17 protein-coding genes are annotated in these 14,011 nt (G+C 66.8%); 12 read left to right on the top strand and 5 right to left on the bottom strand.

From position 1 onward, the window contains the following. Positions 1 to 9: 9 nt before the first annotated feature. A complete protein-coding gene (locus tag J0I42_RS17205; protein WP_291656530.1) occupies positions 10 to 312 on the bottom strand; it encodes a plasmid stabilization protein in 303 nt (100 codons plus the stop codon). 198 nt (positions 313 to 510) lie between these two features. On the opposite strand from J0I42_RS17205, the gene J0I42_RS17200 reads away from it, so the two are divergent. The 3 genes from J0I42_RS17200 to J0I42_RS17190 all read left to right on the top strand — a co-directional run bounded on the left by J0I42_RS17200 (position 511) and on the right by J0I42_RS17190 (position 4,013). Beyond that, positions 511 to 2,268 carry an ABC transporter ATP-binding protein/permease gene (locus tag J0I42_RS17200; protein WP_291656528.1) on the top strand — a complete coding sequence of 586 codons (1,758 nt, stop codon included), beginning with the start codon at positions 511 to 513 and terminating at the stop codon, positions 2,266 to 2,268. Positions 2,269 to 2,310: 42 nt separating this feature from the next. Next, positions 2,311 to 2,877, top strand: a complete 567-nt coding sequence (locus J0I42_RS17195; RefSeq protein ID WP_291656526.1) for a hypothetical protein — start codon at positions 2,311 to 2,313, stop codon at positions 2,875 to 2,877. Positions 2,878 to 3,065: 188 nt separating this feature from the next. Continuing rightward, entirely contained in the window at positions 3,066 to 4,013 is a 948-nt protein-coding gene (locus J0I42_RS17190) for a lysylphosphatidylglycerol synthase domain-containing protein (protein WP_291656524.1), read from the top strand. 10 nt (positions 4,014 to 4,023) lie between these two features. On the opposite strand, the gene J0I42_RS17185 is transcribed toward J0I42_RS17190, so the two are convergent. After that, entirely contained in the window at positions 4,024 to 4,773 is a 750-nt protein-coding gene (locus J0I42_RS17185; RefSeq protein ID WP_291656522.1) for a hypothetical protein, read from the bottom strand. Between the two features lie 126 nt (positions 4,774 to 4,899). On the opposite strand from J0I42_RS17185, the gene J0I42_RS17180 reads away from it, so the two are divergent. Further along, entirely contained in the window at positions 4,900 to 5,535 is a 636-nt protein-coding gene (locus J0I42_RS17180) for a glutathione S-transferase family protein (RefSeq protein WP_291656520.1), read from the top strand. 160 nt (positions 5,536 to 5,695) lie between these two features. Continuing rightward, entirely contained in the window at positions 5,696 to 6,934 is a 1,239-nt protein-coding gene (locus tag J0I42_RS17175; protein WP_291656519.1) for a multidrug effflux MFS transporter, read from the top strand. 138 nt (positions 6,935 to 7,072) lie between these two features. Here the strand turns inward: J0I42_RS17175 and J0I42_RS17170 are convergent, their stop codons facing one another. After that, on the bottom strand, positions 7,073 to 7,282 hold the full coding sequence (locus tag J0I42_RS17170; RefSeq protein WP_047581044.1) for a cold-shock protein: 210 nt from the start codon (positions 7,280 to 7,282) through the stop codon (positions 7,073 to 7,075). Between the two features lie 317 nt (positions 7,283 to 7,599). Between J0I42_RS17170 and J0I42_RS17165 the strand changes: the two genes are divergently transcribed. Then, positions 7,600 to 8,286 carry a fumarylacetoacetate hydrolase family protein gene (locus tag J0I42_RS17165; RefSeq protein ID WP_291656518.1) on the top strand — a complete coding sequence of 229 codons (687 nt, stop codon included), beginning with the start codon at positions 7,600 to 7,602 and terminating at the stop codon, positions 8,284 to 8,286. Between the two features lie 128 nt (positions 8,287 to 8,414). Further along, positions 8,415 to 9,344, top strand: coding sequence for a dihydrodipicolinate synthase family protein (locus J0I42_RS17160; protein ID WP_291656516.1), 930 nt, complete (start codon positions 8,415 to 8,417; stop codon positions 9,342 to 9,344). A 207-nt stretch (positions 9,345 to 9,551) separates the two neighbouring features. On the opposite strand, the gene J0I42_RS17155 is transcribed toward J0I42_RS17160, so the two are convergent. Both J0I42_RS17155 and J0I42_RS17150 read right to left on the bottom strand, forming a co-directional pair. Next, positions 9,552 to 10,031 carry a copper chaperone PCu(A)C gene (locus tag J0I42_RS17155; RefSeq protein WP_291656514.1) on the bottom strand — a complete coding sequence of 160 codons (480 nt, stop codon included), beginning with the start codon at positions 10,029 to 10,031 and terminating at the stop codon, positions 9,552 to 9,554. Between the two features lie 109 nt (positions 10,032 to 10,140). Next, on the bottom strand, positions 10,141 to 10,518 hold the full coding sequence (locus J0I42_RS17150; protein ID WP_291656512.1) for a hypothetical protein: 378 nt from the start codon (positions 10,516 to 10,518) through the stop codon (positions 10,141 to 10,143). Between the two features lie 412 nt (positions 10,519 to 10,930). Here J0I42_RS17150 and J0I42_RS17145 point away from each other — a divergent pair, with 412 nt between their 5' ends. Genes J0I42_RS17145 through J0I42_RS17125 form a run of 5 tightly spaced genes read left to right on the top strand, consistent with a single transcriptional unit; the run spans position 10,931 to position 13,979 of the window. Continuing rightward, the gene (locus J0I42_RS17145) at positions 10,931 to 11,179 is read left to right on the top strand and encodes a hypothetical protein (protein ID WP_291656510.1); all 249 of its coding nucleotides are present in this window, start codon (positions 10,931 to 10,933) and stop codon (positions 11,177 to 11,179) included. Positions 11,180 to 11,186: 7 nt separating this feature from the next. After that, positions 11,187 to 11,360, top strand: a complete 174-nt coding sequence (locus J0I42_RS17140; RefSeq protein WP_291656509.1) for a hypothetical protein — start codon at positions 11,187 to 11,189, stop codon at positions 11,358 to 11,360. Positions 11,361 to 11,367: 7 nt separating this feature from the next. Next, entirely contained in the window at positions 11,368 to 12,486 is a 1,119-nt protein-coding gene (locus J0I42_RS17135; RefSeq protein WP_291656507.1) for a methionine ABC transporter ATP-binding protein, read from the top strand. Continuing rightward, positions 12,476 to 13,141, top strand: a complete 666-nt coding sequence (locus J0I42_RS17130) for a methionine ABC transporter permease (RefSeq protein WP_291656505.1) — start codon at positions 12,476 to 12,478, stop codon at positions 13,139 to 13,141. Before J0I42_RS17135 ends, J0I42_RS17130 begins: the two co-directional genes overlap by 11 nt. Positions 13,142 to 13,181: 40 nt before the next feature. Continuing rightward, a complete protein-coding gene (locus J0I42_RS17125) occupies positions 13,182 to 13,979 on the top strand; it encodes a MetQ/NlpA family ABC transporter substrate-binding protein (protein ID WP_291656503.1) in 798 nt (265 codons plus the stop codon). Positions 13,980 to 14,011 lie beyond the last annotated feature (32 nt).

The raw sequence follows: 14,011 nt of genomic DNA, 5'->3' as shown, positions 1-14,011 counted from the left end.
CGACGAGTGTCAGGACGCATTCTTCTTCCGCGTCGCGGCGGCCTTCTTCGCCGAAGCGGAACGCTCGGCCTTCGGACGCGCAGCGGAGGCCGCACCGCCGAGCTTGCCGCCACGGCGTGCCGACGCGTTGGTGTCCGGCTTGCCGCGGCCGGAGCCGGACTTGTTGCCACCGCCGCTATCCTTATTGACGGTCGCCCAGGCCCGGCGCTCGGCCTCCTCATGCGGAACGCCGCGCTCCTCGTAGCTGTCCTCGATATGCTCGGCCTTGCGCTTTTGCTTGTCGGTATAGGCAGATTTATCTCCACGCGGCATGGCGGACCTCCCTCGCTGAGCTGAGCGGGGAACGCGGGGCACGCCATCGCTGTTCCGAACGGACACGCGGCCGATCCGTTCATGTCGAGTTCATTTTCGTCCAATCAGGTTTGAGCCAGAGGAGACCGGAAAACCGGCCCTGGGGGACAATTTTCAACCGTGCTGACGCCCGACGAGACGCCAGGCGCGAGATCGGCCGTGCCTGGAGATCGCCAGGTCGCGCTGCGATTCGTGCGCTTGACCCGCGATTTCTGGCGTGGCGAGACCGCGCGCTGCGCCTGGCTCTGGACGCTGCTGCTGGCAGCGGGCGTCATCCTCACCGTCTTCGCCAATGTCACGGTCAATCGCTGGAACGGCTGGTTCTTCGACGCGCTCGAGCGGAAGGACGGCCACAGCGCCCTCGTCGCCATGACCGTGTTCCCGGTGATCGTACTGGTGGTCGCCGGACTTGGCGTCCTCATCCTGAAATCGCGCGAGACCTTCCAGGTACACTGGCGGCGCTGGCTCACCGCCAAGCTGGTCGATGGCTGGGTCGGCGACCGCCGCTTCTTCCGCCTCGGTCTCTCGGGGAAGGAACCCGCCAATCCGGAATACCGGATCGCGGACGATGTCCGCTGGGCGACGGAGCCGATCGTCGATTTCGCGATGGGCCTGCTCTCCTCGGTCATCACCATCGTGATCTTCATCGAGATTCTCTGGGAGATCGGCGGCAGCCTGCGCCTGAGCTGGGGCGGGACCGAGATGACGATCCCTGCCTATCTCGTGCTCGCCGCGATCCTCTATGCCGTGATCGTCACCCTGCTCGTCACGGCCGTGGGGCGGCGCCTCGCCGGGCTCATCGCCAAGCGTACCGAGAGCGAGGCGGGCCTGCGCTTCGCGCTGATGCGCATCCGCGACCATGGCGAGGCGATCGCGCTCGCCCGCACCGAGGCGGGCGAGCGGCAGGCGGTGGCGCAGAGCCACGCCGTGCTGGTGCTGCGCTGGCTCTCCGTGATCACGCAGCGGGCGCGCCTGACCTGGATCACCAATGGCAGCAGCGCGCTGGTGCCGGTCGTGCCGCTGCTGCTGGCCGCCCCGAAATATCTCGCAGGCGAGATGACGCTGGGTGGCGTCGTGCAGGTCGCAGCCGCCTTTGTCGCCGTGCAGAACGCCTGCAACTGGCTGTTCGACAATTTCATGCGCATCGCGGAATGGCTCGCCGCAGCGCGGCGCGTCAACGAGCTCGCCGACGCGCTGGAAGAAGTCGGGCAGGAGCAGCCGGCACAAGGCCTCGTCGTCGAGGACGGACCGCATGACAGCCTGCGGCTGGAGGCGGTGACGCTACATGACGGTGCCGGCCACGCGCTCGCGGCAGGCATCAATTTCGTGCTGCCCGCGGGAGCCGTGCTTCATGTCACCGGCGATGCCGGCTTCGCCAAGAATGCCCTGATGCAGGCCATCGCAGGGCTCTGGCAGCAGGGCGAGGGCACGATCGTGCTGCCCAGGGGCGCTCGCATCGCCACCGTGCCTCAGCATCTGCAGTTGCCGGGAATCGGCCTGCGCCATCTCCTCCAGGGCGATCGGCCGCGCCCGGCACCGGAAATCGCCGCGGCCATGCGCCGCTACGGCCTGTCGACCCTGACCGCACGGCTCGACGGCGAGGATGACTGGAACAGGAGCCTGACGCGCGCCGAGCGGCAGCGGCTCGCGCTCGCCCGGACCGAACTGGCCGATCCCGCGATCGTGCTGCTCGACGAGGCGACGAGCGCGCTCGAAACCGATGCGGCACTGGATTTGCTGACCGAGCTGCGCGCAGCCCTCCCTCGCGCGATCATCATCGCCTTCGGGCAGAGCCCGGGCCTGACGGAAAGCGCCAGCCACCGGATCGTGCTGCGCCGTATCAGGGGCATCGCCGAGATCGTCGAGCGCGAGGGCTTCGCCGAGCCCCGCATCGCCACGACCAGCGAAGCCTGCTGAGCACCATCACAACAAGAAACCCATTCGGAGAGGAGAAACACCGTGAAGATGAATATCTGGGATGCGTTCTGGGGTCTCGAGATCGAGCAGTGCCCCTGCGACGTGCATTTCGTCGAGTGGCTGGAGCAGGAGAAACTCAGCGGCCGGCGCATCTATCATTTCGGCACCGGCGGGCATCATTATGTCGGCCTGCGCTGCGCCGAGCCGCATCTCGACAACACGGTGCTGGGCATCACCGCTTCGCCGCAGGAATACGAGTCCTTCATCAGGCTGGCGACCGACAATCCGAACGTCACCAAGACCTACAGCGCCTATTTCGGCGACATCTACACCAGCAATGCCCGCCTGCTGCCGCGCTTCGACATCGTGACGCTGTTCCACACCGGCGAGTTCCGCGGCGAGGCCAACGACGCCTATGGCGCGCTGACCGACCGCGAGGTGATGGACCTCTTCACCGCGCAGACCGACAAGGGCGGCCATATCCTGTTCTACAGGGGCTCCTACGCCTATGACGTGGCTGAGCGCCTGATCCCGGACTGGATGAAGGCGATGCCGGTGGAGGAGGTCGAGGGCTTCAAGACACTGCGCATCTTCCGCAAGACGGCCTGAGGCGCTCCATCATACGGGGATCCGGGTTCCCTCATGCGTCCTATTCGCCGCTGCGGCTTGTGCATTGCCGCCGAGGCGTTATCTGTCGGGCGGGGTTCATCCGAGCCCTGCCCGCCACCGCGCCGCCGCACTCCCGCGGCGCCGCGCAACCCCGAGAGCGCATGTCGTTCGGCCCGCATGAGCCCGGAATGCCCCTGCGCAAGCGCAGCCGCTGGTGGTGGCTCGGCCCGCTGGCGAGTTTCGTCATCTTCGGTGCCTCGCTGGTCGTCCTGTGGCACATCATCAGCGGGATGGAGCCCGGCCAGCTCGCCGGCGCCTTCGAGAATGCGAGCCTGCGCCAGCTCGGCCTCGCCATCGCCTTCACGGCGCTGAGCTATCTGCTGCTGACCGGCTACGACAAGCTGGCGCTACGCCGGCTCGGCCTCTCCATTCCCTATCGCACAACTGCGCTCGCCTCCTTCACCAGCTATTCGGTCTCGTTCACGCTCGGCTTCCCGATCGTGACCGGCGGCACGGTGCGCTACTGGATCTATTCGCCGAAGGGGGTGAGGGCGTCCGAGGTCGCCAGCCTGACCGTGATCGCCGGGATCACCTTCTGGCTCGGGCTCGGCGCCATTCTCTGCGCCAGCCTGTTCTACGCCTCGGAAGCAGTCGCGATGCTGGCGCGGACCTCGCCACTCGTCGTCCAGATCGTCGGCGGGCTCGTGGGCCTCGGCATCCTCGGCTATCTCACCTGGATCGCGACGGACGAGCGCACGATCCGCGTGCGCGGCTGGAACCTGCACCTGCCCGGGCTCGGCACCACCCTCGGCCAGATGGCGCTCGGCGCCTGCGAGGTCTGCGCGGCCGCAGCCGTGCTCTTCGTGCTGCTGCCCGGCGGCTACGGCCTGGAATACCCGACCTTCCTCGCAGCCTATATCTTCGCCTGCCTGATCGGCATCGCCAGCCACGCTCCGGGTGGGCTGGGCGTGTTCGAGGCGACGATGCTGGTCGCGCTCAACCGCTTTCCCTACGAGCAGGTGCTGGGCGCGCTGCTGATCTTCCGGGTGGTCTACTACATCCTGCCCTTCATCCTCGCGCTGGTGCTGCTGGCGCTGAACGAGATGGTCCGCCGCATCCGCCGCCACGAGCCGTAGGACGCGCCAGTTATTTCATCGCGACGATGATCAGCATGAAGGCCAGCATCAACAGGAGCAGGCGGAAGCTCCAGTTGATCCTACCCAGTTGCTCGGCCGCGCTTTCCGGCCAGTCTTCCTCGACCTCATGGACAGGGGGCGCTGCGGGAGCGGGAGCCGGCGTGGCCTCCACGGCGGCCGGAAGCGGGCGTGGCCGCCATTCGATGGTCTCGATGAAGCCGCGCGCGGGCTGGCTGGAGCGTCCGTCGGCGTCGAGGCCGAGATACCAGTCGAGCGGCTCGCCGTTCACGCACCCGCGATCCTCTTCGCGGATCCAGAGGCTGGTCGTGGCGCTCAGCGAGATTTCCTGCGCCAGGCCGGAAAGCAGGTCGGCCTTCAGTGCCTCGAAAACCGCGGGCGCCAGGAATGCCTCGGCGAAAGGCGAGGAGACGCCGTCCTCGTCGCGATAGCCGAGCATCAGTAGCAGGCGCGGCTGCTCTCCGGCCTGCGAGAGCGGGCGCAGCGTGAGTTCGATCGTGCCGGCCTCGCCCTCTGATCCAGCCCGGCGCAGGGCGCCGTCGGGCACAACCGCCTCGGCCAGAAAGCGCCGGCTCTCCTCCAGCTGACCCTCACGGCTCGCAAAGCCCCCGACAAAACGTAAGCCGGAGGCCGATAGCCGAAAACGCCGGGCCGCGCCCTGCACGTAACGGGTCGACAGGCCCTCGATCGCCATCCGCCCGTCGCTGACGGAAACGCGGCGGGCTGCGCGTGATTCGTCCATATCCTCGTCCTGTTTCGTTGCGACGATAGCAGCTTGGACTCGTCGCGTCAGGCGATGGGTTCCTGACAGCATCAGGCCGATACTGCAGGATAAGAACATCCTCGAACCGTGAGGGAGGCCAAGACGATGGCAGACGAACTCGTGCTCTACACGAACCCGATGTCGCGCGGGCGCATCGCGCGCTGGATGATGGAGGAGATCGGTCAGCCCTACCGCGCCGAGATCCTGGGATTCGGCGAGCCCATGAAGGGCGCCGCCTACAAGGCGATCAACCCGATGGGCAAGGTGCCGGCACTGGTCCATGGCGATACCGTCGTGACCGAATGCGCCGCGATCTGCGCCTATATGGCCGATGCCTTTCCGCAGGCCGGGCTCGCGCCCGAGCCGGCCAGCCGGCTGCGCGGCCCGTATTATCGCTGGATGTTCTTCGCCGCCGGCCCGATCGAGGCCGCCGTGAGTAACAAGGCCTTCGGCATGGAAGTACCGCCCGACCGGGCGCGCGCCATAGGCTACGGCACCTATGCCGATGCGATGGACACGCTCGAATACGCCGTGACCCGCGGCGAGTACCTGACCGGCAACCGGTTCAGCGCCGCCGATGTCTATGTCGGGTCGCAGGTGCTCTGGGGCCTTCAGTTCGGCACGATCGAGAAACGGCCGGCCTTCGCGGCCTATGGTTCCCGCCTCGCGGCGCGCCCGGCAGCACGCCGCGCAGCCGAGATCGACGATGCGCTGATGGCCGAGATGCAGAAACAGGGGTGAATTCGCCGCCCTGCGCCGGGAATCGCGCCTGGCGCATGACACATCGCCAACCGGACCGGTTGCCGCGCGCGGTCGGCAGGGTTAATCCTGCCGGTAGAAGCTTGCCCGCACTGCCGCATGACCGCAGCCGCCGGGTTCCGCCAGCCGGTTCGCGATCGCCATGAACGACATGTCCGCCCTTGCCCGGCCGCGCCACGGCATGGGCTTCTACCCCTTCGTGGGTCTGACCGCCGCCCTGATGGCGACGAATGCGCTCGCCATCGATTCGATGTTGCCGGCGCTGCCGCAGATGGCCGAGACGCTCGGCATCGCCGAAGCCAACCAGCGACAATGGATCATCACCGCCTATCTGCTCGGTTTCGGCGTCTCTCAGATCTTCTACGGCACCATCGCGGATCGCTATGGCCGACGCCCGATCCTGCTCATGGGCCTCGGCGTCTATGTCGTCGCGAGTACCGCAGCGGCCTTCGTCGGCTCCTTCGAAGCGATGATGGCGGCGCGCGTTCTGCAGGGCATCGGCGCTGCCGCGACCCGCGTGCTCGTGATCTCGATCGTGCGCGACTGCTATTCCGGCCGGGAGATGGCGCGCGTCATGTCGCTGGCGATGATCGTGTTCCTGGCGGCACCGATCCTGGCGCCCTCGATCGGCCAGGCGATCCTCTGGGTCGCGCCCTGGCGCTGGATCTTCGGTGTGCTGACCAGCTTCGGCGCCGTCGTGATGATCTGGGTCCTGCTCAAGCTGCCCGAAACCCAGCATCCCGAGGATCGCAAGCCGATCGAGCCCGCAAGCGTGCTCGCCTCCTTCCGGACGACGCTGACCAGCCGCATCGGCGTCGGCTACATGCTGGCCATGGCCTTCGTGCTCGGCGGGCTCTTCGGCTTCATCAACTCGGCGCAGCAGGTCTTCGTCGACGTCTTCCACGCGCCGGAGCTGTTCACCACCATCTTCGCGCTGATCGCGATGTTCATGGCGGCGTCCTCGCTGCTGAATTCGCGCATCGTCGGCCGACTCGGCATGCGCCGCGTCTCGCATGGCGCGCTGCTCGGCTATATCGCGCTGACGAGCCTCCATGCGCTGGTGGCGCTGGCCGGCCATGAATCGCTCTGGAGCTTCGCCATCCTGCAGGGGGCGGCGATGTTCTGCTTCGGGCTGATCGGCCCGAATTTCGGAGCCATGGCGATGGAGCCGCTCGGCCATGTCGCCGGCACGGCCTCTTCGGTGCAGGGCTTCGTGACCACAGTGATCGGCGCGCTGCTCGGCTTCTATATCGGCCAGCATTTCAACGGCACGGTCGTGCCGCTGACGCTCGGCTTCGCGCTCTGCGGCATCGCGGCGCTCATCGTCGTGCTGGTCGTGGAGAAGGGCCGGCTGTTCCATCCGGCGTCGGGCCGGTCCTGAAAGCACGCACTCTCGCACCGCCGCCTGCGGCGACGGGGATGCCTTGAACCTGCGCCGGTCCGACCTGGACCGAACGCGATCCGCCCTAGGCTCGGGACAGGCGCCGCCATCGCCTTCCCGTAGAACGCAGAAAAACGCTCAGGTTGTCTGCAGATTCACCGCCGAGTTCTTGCCGGTCTTGCGATCCGGCTCGAGATCGTAGCTGATCTTCTGCCCCTCGTTCAGGCCGCGCAGGCCGGCCCGCGTCACCGCGCTGATATGGACGAAGACGTCATTGCCGCCACCATCCGGGGTGATGAAGCCGTAACCCTTGGTCTCATTGAACCATTTCACGGTTCCCGTACTCACATGCCGTTCCTTCCATAGGCTCGCCGGTTCTCCCGGCGGGATAATGTAAGGAGCAAATCGCCCCGCTTGCAACGACGCGCCGCACAACCCGTACCGCGCTTGCGAAAAGCGGACCGCAATGCCTGCCGCGCAGGCCAGCCGCCGCCGCAAGCCGCTTGCGGTCCGGCCGCCGCTCGCCCATGAACGGCGCAAGTCTAGATCATCGCGCGTCCTAGCGGAGGCGATCACGATGATCTAGCTCATTGGGGTCGCATCGGATTTGTCCGCAAAGTGGATTCCACTTTGCGGTCCGATACAACGGAACGAGGGAGCAGCAGATGAGCAATTATGTGATCGATCCGCCGGCCGTGACGGCCGTTCCGGTCGCAGGCGGCGGCTCCTTTCCGGTGCGGCGCATCTTCTGCGTCGGGCGCAACTACGCCGAGCATGCCCGCGAGATGGGCCATGATCCCGATCGCGAAGACCCGTTCTTCTTCACCAAGCCGGCCGACGCGCTGCTGATCAACGGCGCCGATATGCCCTATCCGACCAAGACCGGCGACCTCCATCACGAAATGGAACTCGTCGTCGCGATCGGCACCGGCGGCAAGGACATCCCCGCATCCGAAGCCCTCGCCCATGTCTACGGCTATGCGGCCGGGCTCGACATGACCCGCCGCGACCTGCAGAACGTCGCCAAGAAGGCCGGCCGCCCGTGGGACATGGCCAAGGGCTTCGACCTTTCCGGCCCGATCGGCGAGATCGTGCCCGCGAGCCATGCCGGCCATCCCAGCGCAGGCAAGATCGAGCTGACCGTCAACGGCGTCGTGCGCCAGAGCTCCGATCTGGCCAAGCAGATCTGGAATGTCGAGGAAACGATCGCCTATCTCTCCGGCCTCGTCGAGCTGAAGCCCGGCGACCTGATCTTCACGGGCACGCCGGAAGGCGTCGCCTCGGTGAACAAGGGCGACGTGCTCGAGGGCGAGATCGCCGGCGTCGGCACCGTCCGTACCCGCATCGCCTGACCCGATAACCGGGAACACGGGACTGGATATCATTCGGTCCGATGTTCCCGGTTTTTGATTCTGCATCGGCTTCTTCCGAAAATTGCACCCCACTTTTCGGGCCGATGCTCCAGGACAAGGACCGCATCATGCACCTCACCCCCGACGCCTCCGGCGTCTTCCCGATCGCGCCGACCCCGTTCAACCCGGATGGCAGCGTCGACTGGGCCTCGGCAGACCGGCTGTTCCAGTTTTATCACGATATCGGCTCGGACGGTGTCACCGTGCTCGGCATCATGGGCGAGGCGCCCAAGCTGGAGCCCGATGAGTCGGTCGAGCTGGTCAAGCGCTGCGTCGCCCGGATGGGCGGCAAGCCGATCATCGTCGGCGTCTCGGCGCCCGGCTTCGCCGCGATGCGCTCGCTCGCCCGGCAGGCGATGGATCTCGGCGCCGGCGGCGTGATGATCGCCCCGCCCCCCTCGCTGCGCACCGACGACCAGATCACCGGCTATTACGCCCAGGCCGTCGAGGCGATCGGCAGCGACATCCCCTTCGTCATTCAGGACTATCCGCTGACGCTCTCGGTGGTTATGACGCCCGCCGTGATCCGCAAGATCGTCATGGACAACCCGTCCTGCGTGATGCTGAAGCATGAGGACTGGCCGGGTCTCGAGAAGATCTCGACGCTGCGCAAGTTCCAGAAGGAAGGCTCGCTCCGTCCGATCTCGATCGTGACCGGCAATGGCGGCCTCTTCCTCGATTTCGAGATGGAGCGCGGCGCCGACGGCGCCAATACCGGCTATGCCTTCCCGGAACTGCTGATCGACGTGGTGCGGCTGCAGAAGGCCGGCAAGCGCGACGAGGCCCATGACATCTTCGACGCGCATCTGCCGCTGATGCGCTACGAGCAGCAGCAGGGCGTCGGCCTTGCCGTGCGCAAGTACACGATGATGAAGCGCGGCATCCTCAGCCACGACGCCCAGCGCAAGCCGGGCTCGGTCCTCAGCGCCGCTGCCAGGGCCGAGGTCGATTATCTGCTGTCGCGGCTCGCGAAGCGCGATCCGCGCGCGAAGATCTGAGGCCCAACGCTGCCGACAAAAGCGCGGGGAACCCTCTCCCGTAGGGAGAGGGCAGGGTGAGGGGTAGGCCGTTGGACGCTTGAGCGCGACCTGACCGCTGCTGCGGTGAGGACCAGCGCAACTGGTCCAGGGGCCGACACCTCACCCCTGCCCCTCTCCTTACAGGAGAGGGGTTACCCGCAGATTTTTCGGCAATCAGCGCGGCACTCAGTGCCCCTTGTGCTCGCCCTCGCTGCCCTTGGCCGCGATTGCGTCGACCTTGAACTCGACATCGACGGTCCCGGCCTTCTCGAAGGTCAGCGTGCCCTTCATCATCTCGCCCTGCTTGAGCTGCTGCTTCAGCTCCATGAACATGATGTGATAGCCGCCCGGCTTGAACTCGACCTTCGTTCCGGCCGGCAGCTCGATGCCATTGTCCAGGGGCCGCATCGTCATGATGCCGTCCTTGACCGCCATTTCATGGATTTCGGAACGGCCTGCGAAGGGCACCGAAACCGAGACCAGACGGTCGACGGTCGTGCCGGTGTTCTCGATCGAGAGATAGCCGCCGCCGACCTTGGCGCCGGCCGGCGTGGCACGCGACCAGGGATGGCCGATCTTGAGCGGGCCGGCCTTGAACTCATGGGCCGTTGCGAAGCCGGCCGAGAGCACGAGAGCCACGGCGGCGAGCGAATAGGAAAGCTTCATGATGGATATCCTGAACGAACGGGCCGCTGGCGCAGCCTCGTGAAGAGGTGCCGTCGCTCATGGCAGAGCGGACAGGCCGGAATTGGATGCAGGTGGGCAGGCTGAGGTTTCAGCCCAGCGGCGGCGCGCGCGATTGCGCAAGCCCGGCCGCGAAACGATGCGGCAAGCCTTCCGCCAGCAGCTCAGGCACTGCCAGGCGCGTGGCGAGCCGCCCCGGCGCCGGCGCGGCCTCGATCGGCGGGCCGGCGAGAACGGGATTGAGCGGGCAGCCCTTGCAATGGGCGAGATCGCCAAGCGGGACCTGCTGGCCGTCATCCGGCACCGGCGCGCCGGAGCAGAGCACGACGCCGTCATGGCCGCTCAGCGTCGCCAAGGCCGGCGCCGGCGCGAGCGCCAGAGCCATGACGCAAAGCGCGTAGGCCATCGCCAGCCAGGCACCCAGCCCGGAGCGGCGAAGACGATCGAGAAGGGCGGCGCGAGCCTGCATGGCCGCAGATGGCCCCGCTTCCCCGGCTTCGTCAAGCCGCGCATTGCCGCATCCTTGGCGAGGCGCAAAGAGCACGCGGAGAAAATCCTTCTCTGCCGCCCCGTTTCTTCAAAAGAACGAACCGGTTGACAAAGAGGACGATCTTGATCAGATTGCAGGTGTTCCCGGAGCGATCGGGGAGCCGCGGAGATTTGAGCAGCAGCTTGCGCCGCGTCACCAAACGCTAAAGCGCCACGACCGGGTCGTGGGCTCCAGATCGAGGAGACTGACATGACCATTGCCGGAACGAGCCGAAGCCAGACCCGCTTCCGCCGAATGTCCTGCCGCTGTCGACGCTGAGATCGCGAGGCCGAAAGGCCATCCTCTAACGATCGTTTCGACGAACGCCGCCCGAGCGGCGAAAGGCAGTTTCATGTCCCAGATTCAGTCTCTTCCCGGCCGGGCCCGCCCGGCGCAGCAAGCCTATGTCATCGAGCTCGGCGAGGCCCAGATCGGGCTCGTGAGCCGCCGCTCCGACGAGCGCGACTTCACCTTCGTCTCGGCCTCCGCCGCCTTCCGGGCGCTGGACGGCCAGCGCTTCGCGACGCCCGGCGCCGCCGAGACCGCCGCACGCCGGCTCTCCCGCACGCTGCGGCGCTCGCCTCTGCTGCTGGCTTCGTGAGGCGGCGATGCGGCTCCTCTCCACCCTCTGGAACGGCATCGCGAACTGGTTCGCCGAGGCCGTTCCCGCCAGTTTCGACCCGCTCGACGCCGCGACCGCGGACGACCAGCGCCGCTCGGTCCATGACGTGACCATCGAGCAGCTCGGCATCGCCCACTGGTCCTGCCACACGCATTTCTGAGGACATGATGAACGCCCCCGTCAGACCCGGCACGCTCGATGCCGGAATAACATCCGTTCCCTTGCCCCTTGCCTTGCCCAAACCGGCCATCCGCTTCGAGCAGGTCGGCAAGACTTATCCGGGCCGCCGCGGCCAGCAGCCGGTCGCCGCGCTCGCCAGCATCGATCTCGACGTGCCCGCCGGCACCATCCTCGGCGTGATCGGGCGCTCCGGCGCCGGCAAGTCAACGCTGATCCGCCTCGTCAACGGGCTGGAGCGTGCCACCGAGGGCCGCATCCTGATCGAAGGCACGGATGTTACGGGCCTCAGCGAATCCGGCTGGCGCCAGCAGCGCCGGCGGATCGGCATGATCTTCCAGCATTTCAACCTGCTCTCGTCGCGCACGGTCTTCGACAATGTCGCGCTGCCGCTGGAGATCGCGGGCGCCGGCAAGGCCGAAATCGCGGCGAAGGTCGAGCGCCTTCTTGCGCTGGTCGGCCTTTCCGACAAGAGCGCGCGCTATCCGGCCGAGCTGTCGGGCGGACAGAAGCAGCGCGTCGGCATTGCCCGCGCGCTCGCAACCGATCCGAAGGTACTGCTCTGCGACGAGGCGACCTCAGCGCTCGACCCCGAGACGACGCGCTCGATCCTCGCGCTGCTGAAGCAGGTCAACCGCGAGCTCGGCATCACCATCCTGCTGATCACGCACGAGATCCCCGTCATCAAGGAGATCTGCGACCGGGTCGCCGTGATCGAGGGCGGGCGCATCGTCGAGCAGGGCGAGACTTTCGATGTCTTCACCAACCCGCAGCATCCGACGACGGCAAGCTTCGTCGAGACGGTGACCGGCGTCGAGGTGCCCGAGCATCTCGCCCATCGCATCCGCAAGGACGCACGTCCCGGCGACAATATCGTGCTGCGCATCACCTTCCTCGGCGAGAACGCCACCGCCCCGGTGATCAGCCGGCTGAGCGCCATCGTCGGCGTCGACGTCAACATCCTGGCCGGGCGGATCGACGCCATCGCCGGCCAGCCCTTCGGCAGCCTGCTCGTCTCGGTGCCCTCGCGCGCACCGGAAAGCGATGCCGTGCTCGGCGCCCTGAAGAGCCTCGGACTCAAGGCGGAGGTCGTCGGCCATGTCTCCTGAACTGATCAACCTCATCGCCCAGTCGACGCTGGACACGCTGGCCATGGTCGCGGTCGCGGCCGGGCTCGGGACGCTGTTCGGCCTGCCGCTCGGCGTCTTCCTCGCCACCAGCAAGCGCGGCGAATTGTTCGCGGCTCCTGCCGCCAACCTCCTGCTCGGCACGCTGGTCAATGCCACGCGATCGACACCCTTCATCATCCTCGTCGTCGCGATCATCCCGTTCACGCGCCTGGTCGCCGGGACCTCGATCGGAACGGCTGCTGCAATCGTGCCGCTGACCGTCGCCTCCACGCCCTTCATTGCAAGGCTGATCGAAGGCGCGGTGCGCGAAGTCGATCAGGGACTGGTCGAAGCCGCGCGCGCCATGGGCGCCACACCCGTGCAGATCGTGCGCAAGGTGCTGGTGCCCGAGGCCCTGCCGGCGATCGTGCTCGGCCTGACGCTGGCGCTCGTCAGCCTGATCGGCTTCTCGGCCATGGTCGGCGCGGTCGGCGGCGGCGGGCTCGGCGATCTCGGCATCCGCTACGGCTACCAGCGTTTCATGCCGGACGTGATGGCGGTGGTCGTCGCCGTGCTCATCGTCCTCGTCCAGCTCGTCCAAAGCATCGGTGACCGGCTCGCCCGCCATCTCAACAAGCGCCTGCGTCACGCCTGACGCTTCATCCCATTCGCTTCAGACCAAAGGAAACCGCATCATGACCGCCTCTTTCACTCGCCGCGCTGCCATCGGCGCCGGCTTCTCGCTTGCCCTCGCGGCCGGCCCGGCCTTCGCCCAGGCCCAGGTGCTCCGCATCGGCGTCACCCCCGGCCCGCATGCCGAGATCTTCGAGAAGGTGAAGCCGCTCGCGGCGCAGAAGGGCCTCGACCTCAAGATCACCGAGTTCTCCGATTATGTCGTGCCGAACCAGGCGCTGGACGCCGGCGAGCTCGATGCCAACGCCTTCCAGCACGAGCCCTATCTCGACAACCAGGTGAAGGATCGCGGCTACAAGATCGTCAAGGTCGGCCTGACCGTGAACTTCCCGATCGGCATCTACTCGACGAAGTACAAGAGCTGGGCCGAGATCCCGGACGGCGCCACGATCGCCATCCCGAACGACCCGACCAATGGCGGCCGCATCCTGCTGCTGCTGCAGGACAAGGGCGTGATCAAGCTGAAGGACGGCGTCGGCTTCAAGCCGACGGTCGCCGACATCACCGCCAACCCGAAGAAGTTCAAGCTCATCGAGCTGGAAGCCGCGCAGACCCCGCGCTCGCTGGCCGATGTCGCGGCTGCCGCGATCAACACCAACTATGCCGTCGATGCCAAGATCGATCCGACTTCCGCCATCCTGCGCGAAGATGCCAAGGGCCCCTATGTCAACCTGATCGCGGTCCGCGCGGCCGACAAGGACAAGCCCTGGGTCAAGACGCTGGTCGATGTCTATCAGAGCCCCGAGATCAAGAGCTTCATCGCCGAGCGTTTCAAGGGCGCCGTGCTCGCCGGCTGGTAACCACTCCTCCCACCTGGCTCTCCAGTCAAACA

The sequence above is a fragment of the Allobosea sp. genome, from assembly GCF_017308015.1.
In the GTDB taxonomy this organism is placed as follows: domain Bacteria; phylum Pseudomonadota; class Alphaproteobacteria; order Rhizobiales; family Beijerinckiaceae; genus Allobosea.
Note: the sequence above shows the minus strand (reverse complement) of the source record. Positions and strands in the feature narration are given on the sequence as shown.